Genomic DNA, 14,653 nt, shown 5'->3' with positions numbered 1-14,653 from the left:
TTTTGTTTATAGCGACTGACGCATGATGTATTGTTTCAAATCCCGCTGAGTCCACCCTTCAGAACGTAACGCCTCCCAGATCTGCACATCTGTTGATTGATAATGGTAGGTCGTGCCCGGTAAACGACGCACGACTTCTGTTGCGTGTCGTGCTTTTTGTTCTGCTGGACCGACGACTGACAAGAGAGATGATCCGGCTACTGCCACTACACTTGCTTCTAATTGATAATAATCCGTTTGTAATTGCTGCATGACATGAGGATCTTGCTGCCAGATGTACTCCCCTTGTCCATGGTATTGTTTCAAAAACTCCACTTCTTCGATTGTCGGTAGAGCGGCCTCTTGGCGTTCATCTGTTAAATGAAAATATCCGATTTCTCCAACGATCGTGTAATGAAGCGATTCATACAAGCGAATCGCTGGGTCATTCCCTTGAATGACTTCAAGCATCAGACCATCCATTTCGATTTCTTTGGCATGGCTCAGTTGTGCCTGATATAAGGCTTTCGCAATCCCAAGACGACGATACTGTGGTGAAATCCCCAGTCCCCCACACCGCATGATGCGTTGACCCTCGATCTCCTTCCAACCGTTCAGCCAGAGACCGACTGGTATTTCTCCATGATAGGCAACGAACGAATGCTCCAGTTGGTTCCCGTCTCGTTCGATGATGCGCTCTTGGAATTCTGCTTCCGATAAATGCAGTGGAATCAAATAATCTTGGAACCCATCCTGCATCGCTTTGTACGCTGTCCTTACGTCAGGTGCGCGTTGAATGTGAATCATCGAAAAACCTCCTTTTCCACTGAGCTGTTTCGCTTTCGTTCGCCTCATTTCCTGCATACAAAAACACCCTTGTCGCCAAGGGTGTTCGTCGATTCATTGATGGAGTTTCGAACGCTTGCGTCCATATCCGAAGTACAACAGTAATCCAATGGCTGTCCAGATAAAGAAGGCAATCCACGTGAATGGTTGTAAGTTGAACATGAGCATGATACAAGCAAGGACTGACAAGATCGGTAAGACTGGGACGAACGGAACCTTGAAAGCACGCTTCAAATCAGGACGCGTCCGGCGTAGGACGATGACCGCGATCGAGATGAGCGAGAAGGCTGCCAGTGTTCCAATGTTGATCAGTTCAGCCAGTGTACCAAGCGGCACGAATCCAGCGATTAAACCAGCAGTCGTTCCGAGAATCCAAGTTGCTTTCACTGGTGTATGTGACTTTTCATTGACGTCTGAGAAGACTTTCGGTAATAATCCGTCACGGCTCATCGCGAACAAGAGACGGACAAGACCAAATGTCATGACGAGGATGACCGTCGTCATACCAACGATGGCTCCTAAATCGACGAATCCAGCGACCCAGTCTTGACCTGCCACTTTTAAGGCAAGGGATACTGGGCTATCAACACCTTCAAACTGTTTGAATGGAACGATTCCGACCATGATAGCAGAGACGACGACGTACAAAACGGTAACGATCGCAAGCGATCCTAGAATCCCAACCGGTAAGTTACGTCCCGGGTTTTTGACTTCTTCTGCTGCCGATGTAACGGCATCGAATCCAAGATAAGCGAAGAAGGCAATCGCTGATGCTTGCAAGACACCGCTCATACCAAACGGCGCAAACGGTTTGTAGTTGCCTGGTTCGATGTACCAGATCCCGACGACGATGAACAAGACGACGACAGCAACTTTGATGAGTACCATGATGTTATTGACGCGTTTCGTCTCTTTAATACCGAGTGAGAGTAAAAGCGTAATGACCATCAGAATCAAGAACGCCGGTAAGTTAAAGAACGTCTCGCTCCCTGGTACAGCACCTGGAGCAGCTGTTAAAGCTGTCGGTAAATGGAGACCAAAGCCTGCTAACAGTGACTGGAAGTACCCTGACCAGCCGGTGGCAACGGCACTTGAAGCGAGTCCGTATTCTAAAATGAGACACCAGCCGATGATCCAAGCCACGACTTCCCCGATCGTTGCATATGTATACGTATATACACTGCCTGAGACGGGAATCATCGACGAAAATTCAGCATAACAAAGGGCTGCGAGCGCACAGACGACAGCGGAAATAATGAATGAGATCGGTAAAGCAGGTCCTGCGTAAAGAGCGCCCGTTCCTGTCAGAACGAAAATTCCGGTTCCGATGATGGCACCGATTCCGAGTAAAATAAGGTCAAACCCTGATAAATGACGTGCCAGTTTAGAATGTTGTTTCATGTCCATCATTACACTGACATCTTTCTTGCGAAGCAAACTCATGTTTCATCCTCCGAACTTTTCTCTTTTTTCTGAATATTCAAATCATTGAGGTAATTGACTTTCTAATCATAACAAACGATGTCAGGTTCGATAAGTCTTTTTTTCTGTATTTTTTCACAAAGTGGTCAAACCACTTTTGTGAAAAGACGACAACGCTTTGATGCGTCAACGCAAAAACACCCTTTCCTCCAAAATGAGAGGAAAGGGTGTATTCGTATTACGGACGATCGTTTGGATGATCGAGGTTAGGACCTTTATGATCATCTGGATTGATCGGGTAATCATCTTGTTGTGCTAAATCGTTTTCTGGCAACGCACCTTTTGGTGTACCATGTGTCGTCTCATCTGTTGAAGAAGAGCGCGCTGAGCGTGGTGCACGATCTGGTGTGACATCATCAGCTGCTTGTGAAGCTGCACCTTTTGCTGCATCTTTTAAGCTCGGTGATGATGAAGTCGATGCTGATTTACTTGGAAGGTTCGATGTGTCAACTTCCGTGTTCTCTGCTTTCTTTTGTAGACGATCGAGGTAACGCGATGCATTATCACGTCCACCGAGACCAAAAGCAAGACCGAAAGCAAGCGCAAGTGCTCCCAAAATCAAGATGAAGGCTGAGTTGACGATCGTATCCGCAACACCTAGCTGATCGAGTGCCATGAAGACAGCGAGTGCAAGAATTGCGTACTTCGCAACGCTTGAGAGGACTTTTAGTTCAGAGTTGCCGAACAAGCTGTCCATCGTACGTTTGACGAGGTTGCTGACAATGATCCCGATTGCGAGAATGATGATCGCTGTCAGGACGCTCGGTAAGAACGCAAGGACGGCGCGACCGAGGTCGACCATGAAGTCAAGACCAATCAAGTTGAAGGCTTCGACGACGAAGAGAACGACGATGACGATCTCAACGAGTGCACTTACGATCGAAGCTGGTGATGTAGAAGCTTGGTTTGCATCCCACGTACCGATTTTCAAGTGACGTGTCAGGTTATTGAAACCAAGACGTGATAAGAGATCCGTCACGAATTTCTTAACGAAACGTCCGACATAAAGACCGACAAGGATCAGTACGATACCAACGATGATGTTCGGAATCATACCGAGGACATCGTTCAGCATGTTGATCGCTGGTCCTGTGATTCCTTTAATGTTCAATTGATCAAGTGCTGAAATCGTGATTGGAATCAGAATCAAGATGAAGACGACTGTTCCGAGAATCGACGAAAGTGATTTCGCATCTTTTTGATCCGTTGATCCAAGGTTGAAGCGAGCTGCAAATTTATCCGTTCCAACAGCATGAAGGAAATTCGTCACGATATCGCGGACGATTTTCGCTACGAGGAAACCAACGAAGAAGATGGCTGCCGCAGCAATCAAGCGTGGAATGAATCCAAGGAATGACGATAACAATTGGCTGAACGGTTGTGAGACACTCTCAATGTTCAAGGCACCGAGTACACCCGGTAGGAACAGAAGTAAGACGAGGTAGAAGACGATCTCCCCTGCTACTTTTGGATAAGCTGAAAGATCCGTCTGACCTTGAAGCATCTTGTTCGAACGTACTTTGTCGTTCGCCATCAGCTTCGTTCCTGCTTTGACGATGATCATGCGGAGAACGACCGCGATGACGTATGCCAAGAGAAGGATGAGCGCTGCTTTCAAGATGTTCGGGATTGCCGCGAGTAATGTACTCATCGTATCCGCAAGTGGTCCAGCAATGATATTCAGATCAAGGATGTTGAAGACCAAGATAAGAACGAAGACCATGAGCACCCAAAAGACGACGGTCCCGATGATTTTTTCAGGTGTCCACTTTTTCTTCTTTGGTGGCGTACCCTCTTTTTGAGGTGACAACTTGTTGACGACCCCAGACTTCTCTAACGCTTTTTGAACTCCGTTCGCGATCAGCTTGGCAATGAGCCATCCAATCAAGAAAATGATGATCGCTCCAAGCAAGTTGCCGAGTGATCCGAGAATGCCGTTCAAGTTCAACGACGTTCCGTTCCAAATGTTATTCATCCTGCCACGCTCCTTCACCTAAATAAAATTATATATTTCTGACACTTCTTTAATTTCCCCAGGTAAAGGATTTATTAAACCCTTACCCGTACCAGAATGTGGTGTTTCTTGTGTTCCATACAAAAAACTGGATGGCATATGCTGCCATCCAGTCCGTCGTCTTATGATGTTTGTTGATTCAAAATCGTGCGCATCGCTGCATATCCACCTTCAATGTTAACGACATCCTTAAATCCGAGTAACTGTAGTACACTGACCGCCATTCGAGAACGAACACCGGATGCACAGTGCACGGCAAGCGGACGATCGGTCGGTAATTCCTCCTGACGAGCCACTAGCTTTCCTAAAAGAATCCGTCGTGCTTGATCATAATGTTGGCTGTCCCACTCTGTTTTGTTCCGGACGTCGAGGACGTAGACTTCTTGTCGCTCTGCAGCTGCTAGCGCTTCTTCTGCCGTCCAGTCCTCATAACGTTCCGTTAGCATCGATGCTGGTACTGCTTGATGATCTGCCCAGTAAGTGACCCGATCGAGTCCAATCGATTGAAGATCCCGTTGAATATCTTCACGCTGTTCCGGCGTCGACAGAATCGCGATGTCATGGTCAAAATCGAGTAACCAACCAGCCCAAGTAACGAATTTGCCATCGTACGGAATATTGATCGTACCTGGAAGATGTCCATTCCGGAACGACTGACCATCTCGCGTATCAACGATCTGTATCGAAGACGTCCACGCTGTCGGATCCTCGCTCGTCACGAGTTCAGGATTCTCCGTCGTCAAAGCAATTCCTTCTTTATTGACGCGTTTCATCATCGCGAAATAGTTCGGTGGTTCTGGTTGATCCGTCGTTAGTTCCCGAATGAATGCATCTTCGTCTTCCATCTGCAACGCCCAGTTCGTCGCTTTTTCATAGCCGACCGTCGATGTCGGAACAGCTCCGAGCGCTTTCCCACAAGCGCTGCCGGCACCATGCCCCGGCCAAACTTGGACAAAATCAGGTAGCTCCTTGAAACGCTTTAACGAAGCAAACATCTGCTTCGCTCCAACGGCTGTCGTTCCTTTGATACCAGCTGCTTCTTCGAGTAGATCGGGACGACCGATATCACCAACAAAGACGAAATCGCCTGTAAAGATGCCCATCGGTACTTGTTGATTTCGGTCGAATAATAAGAAGGAGATATGTTCTGGCGTATGCCCTGGTGTATGCATGACTTCTAGCGTCACATTCCCGACTTTAAACCGGTCACCATCTTTGACAAGTTCATGGTGAATATCCGAGACAAATTGATATTTCCAGTTTTCGTCTCCTTCATCTGACAGGTAAGCCGTCGTGTCGTATCGTTTTGCAAACTCTTGTGTGCCCGAGACGAAGTCTGCATGAATGTGCGTTTCTGCTGTAGCAGTAATCCGGAGACCTTCTTTTTTAGCCACCTCTAGATACGGTGTAATGTTCCGTGCAGGATCGATGACGATCGCTTCTCCTGTCATTTGACACCCGACCATGTATGATGCCTGAGCTAATTTTTCATCATAGAAATATCGTAATAACATTGTGTATACCCCCTCTAGTGTATTAAACGATGGTTCCTTCGTAGCTCATCATGCCGCCGCTGATATTCGTCACATCGAATCCTGCTTGCTCCAAGTACATCGCCGCATTCATGCTGCGACCACCAGATAGACAGATGATATGGACCGGACGTGACGCGTCGAGTTCATCCGTTCGCTCTGTCAACTCGGACAATGGAACGTTTTTGGCTTCAGCGATATGTCCGCTTTCATATTCATCGATTTCACGAACATCAATCAATTGGATCGTACTTTCGGTTAACGTCTGCTGTAATTGTGTTGTCGTCATCTGTTTCATCAAGATTCCTCCTAGTAGATGCCTCGCGGCTGTAAAGTTGTTGAATTCAATATACCCCCTACCGTATATAAGTTCAAGAAAAATGCACACAAAAAAACAGCATCGTCAAAATGACGACACTGTCCTGACTCAAACGACTTCTTTTTCAGAGAATTGACTGTTGTACAGATCCGCATAAAAACCATCTGCCTCGAGTAATTCTTCATGTGTGCCCTGTTCGATGACACTTCCTTGATTCATGACGAGAATCAAATCGGCATCCTTGATCGTCGAGAGACGATGGGCAATGACGAAGCTTGTCCGTCCCTCCATCAAGCGACGCATTGCTTGCTGGATGAAGACCTCTGTCCGTGTATCCACACTAGAGGTCGCTTCATCGAGAATCATGATCGGAGGATCAGCAAGAACGGCCCGAGCAATCGTCAACAACTGTTTTTGACCTTGCGAGATGTTTGAGGCTTCCTCGTTCAAGACCGTATCATACCCGTCCGGCAACGTCCGGATGAAGTGATCAGCGTGCGCCGTTTTGGCTGCCGCGATGATTTCCTCCTCGGTCGCCCCACTTTTACCATAAGCAAGATTATCTCGGATCGTACCATTGAAGAGCCACGTATCTTGTAAGACCATCCCGAACGTCGTCCGTAAGTCTTCGCGTGACATCTCGCGGGTATCGATACCGTCAATCCGGATCGTCCCTCCGTTCAACTCATAAAAGCGCATCAATAGATTGATCATCGTCGTCTTACCGGCACCCGTCGGTCCAACGATCGCGACCGTTTGTCCCGGTGCGACATCGATGTTCATGTCCTCGATCAAGAGATCCTTTCCGTAACCAAAATCAACGTGTTCGAACGCGACCGCTCCTTCAGCTTGCGTGAGACGATGTGTCGTCACTTCCTTGATTTCTTCTTCCTCATCTAGTAATTCAAAGACACGTTCCGCTGCTGCGACCGTTGATTGAACAATGTTCGCGATGTTCGCTGTTTGTGTGATCGGTTGCGTGAACTGGCGTGTATAGGTGATGAACGCTTGGATATCCCCGATCGAGATTGCCCGTTGCGTGACGAGAATCCCGCCGACGATACTGATCAGGACGTAACTGATATTTCCGATGAACATCATCATCGGCATGATGATCCCGGAGATGAACTGTGCTTTACGTCCTGCTTCATACAACTCTTCGTTGACGGCATCGAACTGTTCAACTGCTTTACGTTCATGCCCGAACGCCTTGACGACCGAATGTCCGGTATACATCTCTTCAACGTGACCGTTCAATTGGCCAAGTGTCCGTTGTTGGTCAGCAAAATACTTTTGAGAACGTTTCAAAATCGGTCGGATCGCAAAGATCGAAACCGGCAACGAGACAAGCGAAATCAGCGTTAACAGCGGACTGATCGTCAACATCATGATCAGAATCCCGACGATCGTCACGATTGAGGTGATGAACGATGTCACACTTTGTTGTAACGTACTGCCGATCGTATCGATATCGTTCGTCACGCGGCTGAGTGTCTCCCCGTTCGGACGGCCATCGTAGTACTTCAACGGCAGGCGTTCGAGTTTATGATTGACGTCTTCGCGTAAATCGTAGACTGTTTTTTGAGCGATACCTGACATTAAATACTGTTGCAAGTAATTGAACAGACTACTGATGATATACAGTCCAGCGAGCCAGAGCAGGATCTGTCCGATTTTCGTAAAATCGATCGCCGCTCCCGGCACACCTTGGAACTTCGCATATGCCCCTTCAAATAATTCCGTGATTGCCGTCCCCATGATTTTCGGACCGGCAATCATGAAGACCGTACTGAGGATGGCTGCGAGGAATACACCAACGAGTGCCGTTCGACGCGGACGCAGATACCGAAGCAGACGACGGAACGTTGCTTTGAAATCCTTTGGTTTTTCTCCGAGCATCATCATATTTCCGCCACCGGGACCACCAGGCGGAGGACCGCCGGCAGGTCGTTTTTTCTCACTCATGCGATTTCCTCCTCTGATAGTTGTGACTTAACGATTTCTTGATAGACGGCATTGTCAGCAAACAATTCATCATGCGTTCCGATTCCAGCGACTTTCCCTTCATCCAGGACGATGATTTGATCGGCATCGATGACGGTGCTGACACGCTGAGCGACGATCAAGACGGTTGCCTCGCGTGTTTCTTCCCGTAAGGCTTTCCGAAGTGCCGCATCAGTTTTAAAGTCGAGCGCTGAAAAACTGTCATCAAAGACATATAAATCTGGTCGACGAACGAGTGCTCGCGCAATCGACAACCGTTGTTTTTGCCCACCAGAGACGTTCGATCCACCTTGTTCGATCCGTGCTTCGTAACCGTCCGGCATCCGTTCGATGAAATCGGTCGCTTGTGCGATTTGCGCCGCATGCGCGACTTCTTCGTCTGTCGCGTCCTCTTTCCCGAAACGAATGTTTTCAGCGATCGTACCCGTGAACAGTAGCGCCTTTTGAGGAACGAAGCCGATTTTCGACCGCAGTTCCTCTTGCGGTACATCCTGGCTATCAACACCGTTGACCCGGATGCTCCCTTCCGTCACGTCATAAAAACGAGGAATCAAATTGACGAGCGTTGATTTACCGGAACCCGTTCCCCCGATTACAGCTGTCACTTCACCTGGTCGTGCCGCAAAGCTGATGTCGGATAAGACGGGTGTCTCAGCACCTGGGTAACGGAACGTGACACGATCAAAGACGAGCGTTCCTTTTTCACGGTCAGCGGTTTGTGTCCCCTCATCTGTCATCGTTGGTGTCATCTCGAGAACTTCATTGATCCGTTTCGCCGAGACGGCTGCCCGCGGAATCATGACGAACATGACCGACGCCATGACGAGCGCGAACATGATTTGCATGACGTACTGGATGAACGCCATCAAATCCCCGATCTGCATACCACCATTATCGATCCGAATGCCCCCGAACCAGATGACACCGACAACGGTTAAGTTCATGACGAGCATCATGAACGGCATCAAGAACGCCATGATTTTATTGACCTTAATCGAGACTTCTGTTAAATCCGCGTTTGCTTTCGTTAACCGGACCTGCTCATCACGTTCCCGGTTAAAAGCACGGATGACACGGATTCCCGTCAAGTTCTCCCGCAGGACGAGGTTCAGACGGTCGAGTCGTTTTTGAACCTTCCCAAACAACGGAACCCCTTTCCACAGAATCAACAGGATTGAAATCACAAGGACCGGCATCGCCGCGACGATGACGAGTGAGAGCTTGGCATCTTTTGAGACGGCCATGATCAATCCACCGATGAACATGATTGGTGCACTGACGACCATCCGTAACATCATGATGACGACTTGTTGGACTTGCGTGATGTCGTTCGTCGTCCGTGTAATCAATGACGCCGTTCCGACTTGGTCGAACTCTTGCAGGGAGAACCGTTCAACATGGTTGAAGACTTGGCGACGGATATCCCGTCCGAGTCCCATCGACGCCTTCGATGAATAATAACTGGCGGCAACGGCAGCTAACGCCCCGACACCGGTTATCCCGAGCATGACGGCACCAATTTTCCAGATATACGCGGTATCCCCGGTAACGACGCCTTTATCGATGATGTCCGCCATCAGTGTCGGTAAATACAAATCGGACATCGACTGCGCGAAAACCAATACGAGCACAGCAAGGACCGCCCATTTATAGACCGTCAACCGTTTGAGTAACTTAATCATCCGAACATCCTCCTTTCAGATCTGGACGTAAAATCTGACCGATTCCCTCAGCAATCACTGCATGTGTTTCAAGCATTTGTTCGAATGCGTCCGGGTCAATCGTTGCAAGCACTTGCTCCAGTTGACGTTGCATCCCCTTCTCTTGTTCCTTGATGTCGGTGACGAATTGCTGCCCTTGATCACTGAGCATCAAAACGACTTCCCGTCGATTGTCAGGGTTTGTCTCGCGAATGACCCAGCCCGATTGGACGAGTCCTTCAATCGACTGACTGAGCGTACTTTTCGGTAAGTGCGTATGTGCAGCGAGCTCTTTTTGCGAGATCGGTCCACGCGGTGCAATCGTCATCAGACTATGAAATTGCGGTAAACTGAGTCCGTTTTCCTGCGCCGTCTGATGCGCTGCTCGGACGAGGTGTCGTTGCACGTTCCAAAACGACTGCATCATCGCAGTCGAACGGGTCGTTTCCGTTTGATCCATCTTGTGTCGCCTCCTTGTTCCATTTCAAATCGTTCCAAAAAGAACAATTACTTATATGAATTAAATTACGCCGATTATTTTTGATTGTCAACGAAAAGGCAATGTGAAAAATCACATAGTTTTGTTATGCTCAAGAAAGACAAGGAGTGAGCATAGATGAGACATAAAATGGGCTTATTCGAAGAACCGTTTCGTTCGATCGAACAAGGACGAAAGACCGTCGAGATCCGACTAAATGATCCAAAACGACAACAGGTACAAGTCGGTGATCAGATTCGGTTCACGCATACGGAAACGAGCGAGACACTACTTGTTCGTGTAACAAAACGACAAGTCTTTCCTGATTTCCGAGCGCTTTATGAACAGATCCCAAACGAAGCTATCGACTGTGTCGGTTGGTCGCTCGACGAACTCGTGACGTCGACTTACTCGATCTATTCACCGGAAGCCGAGCAACAGTACGGGGCACTGGCTCTGACGATCGTATTAGAACCATAAAAAAACGTCTTTTCTACGCTTACATTAGAAAAGACGTTTTTTCGATTCATTCCGGTTCGACGTGTACATGGATATCATAGACACCATATTCTTCCGTCAGTGTATCTTCAACACGTGTCGCAATATCGTGCGCCTGATGGATATTCAAGGTGGAGTTGACGAGGATGACGACATCGACGACTTCATTGTTTCCATAGTTGCGTCCTTTAATTGACTTGATCCCTTTGACACCTTCGAGATCGAAAATGACATCTTCATACATCTTCAGCTTCTTCTCATCGAAGCCATCCGTCAGTTCGTGTGAGGCTTCCGTAAAGATGTCCCATGCCGTCTTACAGATCAAGAAGCCGACGATGATCGCGGTCACGACATCGAGCCATGGCATGCCGAACTGTGATCCGACGATCCCGATCGTCGTTCCGACACTGACCCACGCATCGGATAGATTATCTTTCGCCGCTGCCATGACGGCTTTGCTTTCAATCTCCTCGGATAACTTCTTATTGTAGCGGTAGACGAAGTACATCACGAGGGCTGAACCGATTCCGACGTATGCCGCGAGGATATCAGGTGACTCCTGTTTGCCTTCGAACAATGTCGAGATTGTATCGATCAAGACTTGAAGACCGACTGCCATCATGATGAAGGAAGCTACGAGCGAGGCAATCGTCTCACTTTTCCAGTGTCCGTACTTGTGATCGTCATCTGCCGGACGTTGTGAAATCCGTAAGCCGATCAAGACAGCGATCGACGCGATGATGTCGGTCGCGTTGTTCAAACCGTCGGCCCGGAGTGCGGCAGAATCTGCTGTATACCCAATGATTAATTTTAAAGATGATAACAAGATATAGGCTGCGATACTGATCATTGCACCGCGTTCGCCGCGTTTTAGATTATCGTATTTTTGTTGTTCCATTCTCGTCGCCCCCACTTTCTCTGCGATTAGCAAACCTCATCGTACCAGTCGGAAATCGAGTGGGTCTAGAGAAATCATTTTGTTTCGAACTAGGTAATTAACAAAAGCGCAATAATGTTTCCCTACGACAAAACAGGTTCAATAGAGCCATGTGGCGTTTTTGAAGAAAATCAGCAACATTACCTTAAAGAGCAACCAACTTTTTTGACTTGTCAGACTCTTTGACGAACATAATTCGTGCAAGTTCTGAAGGGAATCGGTAGACTAAAGGTACAACACCAAGAGGAGGAGTTCTCACAATGGCAGAATTCATTAAGAGTGAAGAAACATTCAAGGAATTGATTTCAAGTGATGCACCGGTCATCATCAAGTTCGAAGCAGACTGGTGCCCGGACTGCAAACGAATGGATTACTTCATGCCGGACGTCGAGTCACAATTCGAACACTTACCAATCCACACGATCGACAAGGATGAGTTCCCTGAAATCGCATCGAACCACGATGTCATGGGGATCCCAAGCTTGCTCGTCTTCAAAAACAATGAAAAATTAGCGCACTTGCACAGTGCAAATGCCAAAACACCAGAAGAAGTTACAGCATTCTTAAAGCAAAACTTCAACTAAGCAAAAATAACCTGACGCTGCGGCGTCAGGTTATTTTTTTATGTATCGATCTGATTTAGGATACTACTTCAATCCGTCTCAACTTTTCTTAAAAAAGATACGGGTGAACAGATTCGTAATCGTTCCAGCTATCGCTGCTTCAATCATAGCGACGACTACAATCGCTAAAATATCCTGCATGCCTAGTGTTCCTAAGAAATTAATAAGGTTCAGAATAAAAAATAAAATGAAGAAAATTAGATAATCTCGTTTTCGCATCGTAGTCCTCCTACTCAATACGTATTTGTCGTCTTTTGTCGCTACAACACTACCATACATAATGATTTCTAAGGATTACATAATTGAAAGGAACAACCAACATCTACAAAAAAGTAGTCTTTCTCTCGCTCGAGAAAGACTACTCTTACTCATTTAACGTTCACACGCGATGCCGTCTTTATCCCGGTCGCTCTTCGTGTTTAAGTTATACGTCGCAAGGCTCACGTACGCCTTGTACTTTGTTGCTTTGTAGATCGGTTTTCCGTTCTTGTCATACCCGGTCCGATTTTTTAGACCCGCTTTTTTCGCGACGCCGCCTTTGTACGTCTTCTGCATTTCCGTACAGTTCTTAAAGGCTTTTGCTTTCGTCGCCGCTTCACTGGCTGCTGGAACATGGATCAAGGCGAGACTGACGACACCCGCTAGTACAAGCCGACTCCATTTTTTCATAAGGCTTCCTCCTTTTTTCAAAAAACGACAATTTGTCTTTTGATTATAAGAGGTCATTTTAAAAAATTGTTTTCTTTTTTCATTTTTACATCAATGATTTTTAAAATCTGACAATCAACGAATATAGGACGAGCTGACGAGGTCATCTTTTAAGATCGACGTCGGGATCTTGAATTCGACGATGCCCATATATCCTGGAGCGATGCTGTACTCATCAAACGACAGAACTAATTTGTGATCTGCCGTAATATAGAAGTTTTGCTTCGCTGAAATGTGCTTGAACTGTTCGTCCTCTGGTACATCCGGTGTTCCTTCGACGAAGTAGACCTTTCCTTCGTCTGCTTTCATTTGGCGACGCATTTCTTCTTTTAGGTAATCACTGATTGTCGTGATATATCCGTCATCCTTGAACAAGGATGGTAACGTCAGGACAAGTTGTTGCTTCTTATCGATCGTATCGTACTGGACGCTTTCTGATGCACTTGCCCGTGTTTCGGTGACGGTTCGACCGATTGACAACAAGTCGTCCGTATCCGTCTTGACGTCGTAGCGGCTATCGACGGCAAATGCCCCTCCCTGTCCGTTCGTCTCCTGTTTGAACTTTTCGTAGAGTGCTTGTCCTTCCGCGATATACTTTTCGTTCAATTGTTGCTCGAGTGCTTTGTCCGGTAACGTCACTTGAGGGGCTTTGATATCAGCCGACTGTTGTGTCTTCGTCTCTTTCCAGTCGATCGTCACGATCTCGGTCAGTTGACCAAAGACCGGCACCTTCGCCATCGCGTCCGCAAATGATGTACTGCTATTTAATCCGCCAACGAATAACGTGATGGCGGCGGCTGTAATCAATACGGATCGCTTCGTCCGCGAAGGACGCGTCCGGTGCTCGACTCGGGCAATCATTTCATCGAGTTCTTTTGGAACCGGTGGTTGTTGGTATGCCTGTTTCAGATCATCAAGTTTGTTCGACATCTAAATCATCTCCATTCAATTTCATTTTCAGTAAGGTCAACCCTTTATACAGCCGGGACTTGGTCGTACTTAAATTCAGCTCTAAAATCGTCGCAACGTCTTTTAAGATCAAGTCCTCGAAATAGTGTAAGATGACGACTTCCCGGTACATGACCGGTAGCTCCTCGAGCGCCTGTCGTAAATCGGAATCCGGATATGTATCTTCTTTTGTCGCGACGAGTTCGATCAGTCGATCCGTGTCGTAACTGATACTATGCTGTCGTTTCCGGATTGCATCAATCGCTGTTCGTGTCAAAATTTGATAGAACCAGGCTTTCATCCGTTCCTCATCCTCGAGTCGATCGAGCGACTGTAACGCTTTTTGGATGCTGTCCTGTATGACATCCAGACTATCCTGTTCATTTTTCATATAACTGTAGGCTAACCAGTAGAGATTCGGTTTGTATTGCTTTAAAAAACGGACGAATGCTTTTTCCCGTTTTCTCATTTGACGAGAGGTCATAGGCCGCGGCTTCTTTTTTCGATATCGTTCTGTGTATACATCATTAAGACGGGCGAGTCGAGAAAAAAGTTGACGACACAACAAAAAAAGGTGACACCAGG

15 protein-coding genes are annotated in these 14,653 nt (G+C 47.3%); 2 read left to right on the top strand and 13 right to left on the bottom strand.

The genetic code is table 11. The annotated features are described in order from the left end of the window. Positions 1-6 precede the first annotated feature (6 nt). From K7G97_RS02030 to K7G97_RS01995, 8 genes are all read right to left on the bottom strand, one after another. Complete coding sequence (locus tag K7G97_RS02030; RefSeq protein ID WP_223041249.1) at positions 7-786, bottom strand: GNAT family N-acetyltransferase; 780 nt, start codon at positions 784-786, stop codon at positions 7-9. A gap of 93 nt (positions 787-879) precedes the next feature. Continuing rightward, positions 880-2,268, bottom strand: a complete 1,389-nt coding sequence (locus tag K7G97_RS02025) for a branched-chain amino acid transporter BcaP (RefSeq protein ID WP_223041248.1) — start codon at positions 2,266-2,268, stop codon at positions 880-882. A 217-nt stretch (positions 2,269-2,485) separates the two neighbouring features. Continuing rightward, on the bottom strand, positions 2,486-4,282 hold the full coding sequence (locus K7G97_RS02020; protein ID WP_223041247.1) for a mechanosensitive ion channel: 1,797 nt from the start codon (positions 4,280-4,282) through the stop codon (positions 2,486-2,488). A gap of 161 nt (positions 4,283-4,443) precedes the next feature. After that, positions 4,444-5,835: an MBL fold metallo-hydrolase gene (locus K7G97_RS02015; RefSeq protein WP_223041246.1), complete on the bottom strand. Its 1,392-nt coding sequence runs from the start codon at positions 5,833-5,835 to the stop codon at positions 4,444-4,446. Positions 5,836-5,857: 22 nt separating this feature from the next. Continuing rightward, positions 5,858-6,151, bottom strand: coding sequence for a rhodanese-like domain-containing protein (locus tag K7G97_RS02010; protein ID WP_223041245.1), 294 nt, complete (start codon positions 6,149-6,151; stop codon positions 5,858-5,860). 129 nt (positions 6,152-6,280) lie between these two features. Beyond that, positions 6,281-8,137 (bottom strand): ABC transporter ATP-binding protein, encoded by a 1,857-nt coding sequence (locus tag K7G97_RS02005; RefSeq protein WP_316499659.1) that lies wholly within the window; start codon positions 8,135-8,137, stop codon positions 6,281-6,283. Further along, positions 8,134-9,858: an ABC transporter ATP-binding protein gene (locus K7G97_RS02000; protein WP_223041244.1), complete on the bottom strand. Its 1,725-nt coding sequence runs from the start codon at positions 9,856-9,858 to the stop codon at positions 8,134-8,136. The genes K7G97_RS02005 and K7G97_RS02000 overlap by 4 nt, the downstream gene beginning before the upstream one ends. Next, complete coding sequence (locus K7G97_RS01995) at positions 9,851-10,336, bottom strand: MarR family winged helix-turn-helix transcriptional regulator (RefSeq protein ID WP_223041243.1); 486 nt, start codon at positions 10,334-10,336, stop codon at positions 9,851-9,853. Before K7G97_RS01995 ends, K7G97_RS02000 begins: the two co-directional genes overlap by 8 nt. Before the next feature lie 156 nt (positions 10,337-10,492). Here K7G97_RS01995 and K7G97_RS01990 point away from each other — a divergent pair, with 156 nt between their 5' ends. Next, the gene (locus K7G97_RS01990; RefSeq protein WP_223041242.1) at positions 10,493-10,834 is read left to right on the top strand and encodes an ASCH domain-containing protein; all 342 of its coding nucleotides are present in this window, start codon (positions 10,493-10,495) and stop codon (positions 10,832-10,834) included. Between the two features lie 46 nt (positions 10,835-10,880). Here the strand turns inward: K7G97_RS01990 and K7G97_RS01985 are convergent, their stop codons facing one another. Further along, positions 10,881-11,750 carry a cation diffusion facilitator family transporter gene (locus tag K7G97_RS01985; protein ID WP_023466924.1) on the bottom strand — a complete coding sequence of 290 codons (870 nt, stop codon included), beginning with the start codon at positions 11,748-11,750 and terminating at the stop codon, positions 10,881-10,883. Between the two features lie 299 nt (positions 11,751-12,049). Between K7G97_RS01985 and K7G97_RS01980 the strand changes: the two genes are divergently transcribed. After that, complete coding sequence (locus K7G97_RS01980; protein WP_223041241.1) at positions 12,050-12,373, top strand: thioredoxin family protein; 324 nt, start codon at positions 12,050-12,052, stop codon at positions 12,371-12,373. A 78-nt stretch (positions 12,374-12,451) separates the two neighbouring features. Here the strand turns inward: K7G97_RS01980 and K7G97_RS01975 are convergent, their stop codons facing one another. The 4 genes from K7G97_RS01975 to K7G97_RS01960 form a co-directional block, all read right to left on the bottom strand. Further along, positions 12,452-12,631, bottom strand: coding sequence for a hypothetical protein (locus K7G97_RS01975; protein ID WP_223041240.1), 180 nt, complete (start codon positions 12,629-12,631; stop codon positions 12,452-12,454). 153 nt (positions 12,632-12,784) lie between these two features. Then, entirely contained in the window at positions 12,785-13,081 is a 297-nt protein-coding gene (locus tag K7G97_RS01970; protein ID WP_029343294.1) for an excalibur calcium-binding domain-containing protein, read from the bottom strand. 114 nt (positions 13,082-13,195) lie between these two features. Beyond that, positions 13,196-14,050 (bottom strand): anti-sigma-V factor RsiV, encoded by an 855-nt coding sequence (locus K7G97_RS01965; protein ID WP_223041239.1) that lies wholly within the window; start codon positions 14,048-14,050, stop codon positions 13,196-13,198. Further along, on the bottom strand, positions 14,034-14,537 hold the full coding sequence (locus tag K7G97_RS01960; RefSeq protein ID WP_047392144.1) for an RNA polymerase sigma factor SigV: 504 nt from the start codon (positions 14,535-14,537) through the stop codon (positions 14,034-14,036). The genes K7G97_RS01965 and K7G97_RS01960 overlap by 17 nt, the downstream gene beginning before the upstream one ends. Between the last annotated feature and the right edge of the window lie 116 nt (positions 14,538-14,653).

The organism is Exiguobacterium acetylicum, from assembly GCF_019890935.1.
Lineage (GTDB): Bacteria > Bacillota > Bacilli > Exiguobacteriales > Exiguobacteriaceae > Exiguobacterium_A > Exiguobacterium_A abrahamii.
Note: the sequence above shows the minus strand (reverse complement) of the source record. Positions and strands in the feature narration are given on the sequence as shown.

What these genes read in the sequence shown, in the direction of transcription:
- K7G97_RS01970 (WP_029343294.1), bottom strand. Translation starts at nt 13,081, where the DNA reads ATGAAAAAATGGAGTCGGCTTGTACTAGCGGGTGTCGTCAGTCTCGCC.
- K7G97_RS02030 (WP_223041249.1), bottom strand. Translation starts at nt 786, where the DNA reads ATGATTCACATTCAACGCGCACCTGACGTAAGGACAGCGTACAAAGCG.
- K7G97_RS01980 (WP_223041241.1), top strand. Translation starts at nt 12,050, where the DNA reads ATGGCAGAATTCATTAAGAGTGAAGAAACATTCAAGGAATTGATTTCA.
- K7G97_RS01965 (WP_223041239.1), bottom strand. Translation starts at nt 14,050, where the DNA reads ATGTCGAACAAACTTGATGATCTGAAACAGGCATACCAACAACCACCG.
- K7G97_RS01960 (WP_047392144.1), bottom strand. Translation starts at nt 14,537, where the DNA reads ATGAGAAAACGGGAAAAAGCATTCGTCCGTTTTTTAAAGCAATACAAA.
- K7G97_RS02015 (WP_223041246.1), bottom strand. Translation starts at nt 5,835, where the DNA reads ATGTTATTACGATATTTCTATGATGAAAAATTAGCTCAGGCATCATAC.
- K7G97_RS02025 (WP_223041248.1), bottom strand. Translation starts at nt 2,268, where the DNA reads ATGAGTTTGCTTCGCAAGAAAGATGTCAGTGTAATGATGGACATGAAA.
- K7G97_RS01975 (WP_223041240.1), bottom strand. Translation starts at nt 12,631, where the DNA reads ATGCGAAAACGAGATTATCTAATTTTCTTCATTTTATTTTTTATTCTG.
- K7G97_RS02005 (WP_316499659.1), bottom strand. Translation starts at nt 8,137, where the DNA reads ATGAGTGAGAAAAAACGACCTGCCGGCGGTCCTCCGCCTGGTGGTCCC.
- K7G97_RS02010 (WP_223041245.1), bottom strand. Translation starts at nt 6,151, where the DNA reads ATGAAACAGATGACGACAACACAATTACAGCAGACGTTAACCGAAAGT.
- K7G97_RS01990 (WP_223041242.1), top strand. Translation starts at nt 10,493, where the DNA reads ATGAGACATAAAATGGGCTTATTCGAAGAACCGTTTCGTTCGATCGAA.
- K7G97_RS01995 (WP_223041243.1), bottom strand. Translation starts at nt 10,336, where the DNA reads ATGGATCAAACGGAAACGACCCGTTCGACTGCGATGATGCAGTCGTTT.
- K7G97_RS01985 (WP_023466924.1), bottom strand. Translation starts at nt 11,750, where the DNA reads ATGGAACAACAAAAATACGATAATCTAAAACGCGGCGAACGCGGTGCA.
- K7G97_RS02020 (WP_223041247.1), bottom strand. Translation starts at nt 4,282, where the DNA reads ATGAATAACATTTGGAACGGAACGTCGTTGAACTTGAACGGCATTCTC.
- K7G97_RS02000 (WP_223041244.1), bottom strand. Translation starts at nt 9,858, where the DNA reads ATGATTAAGTTACTCAAACGGTTGACGGTCTATAAATGGGCGGTCCTT.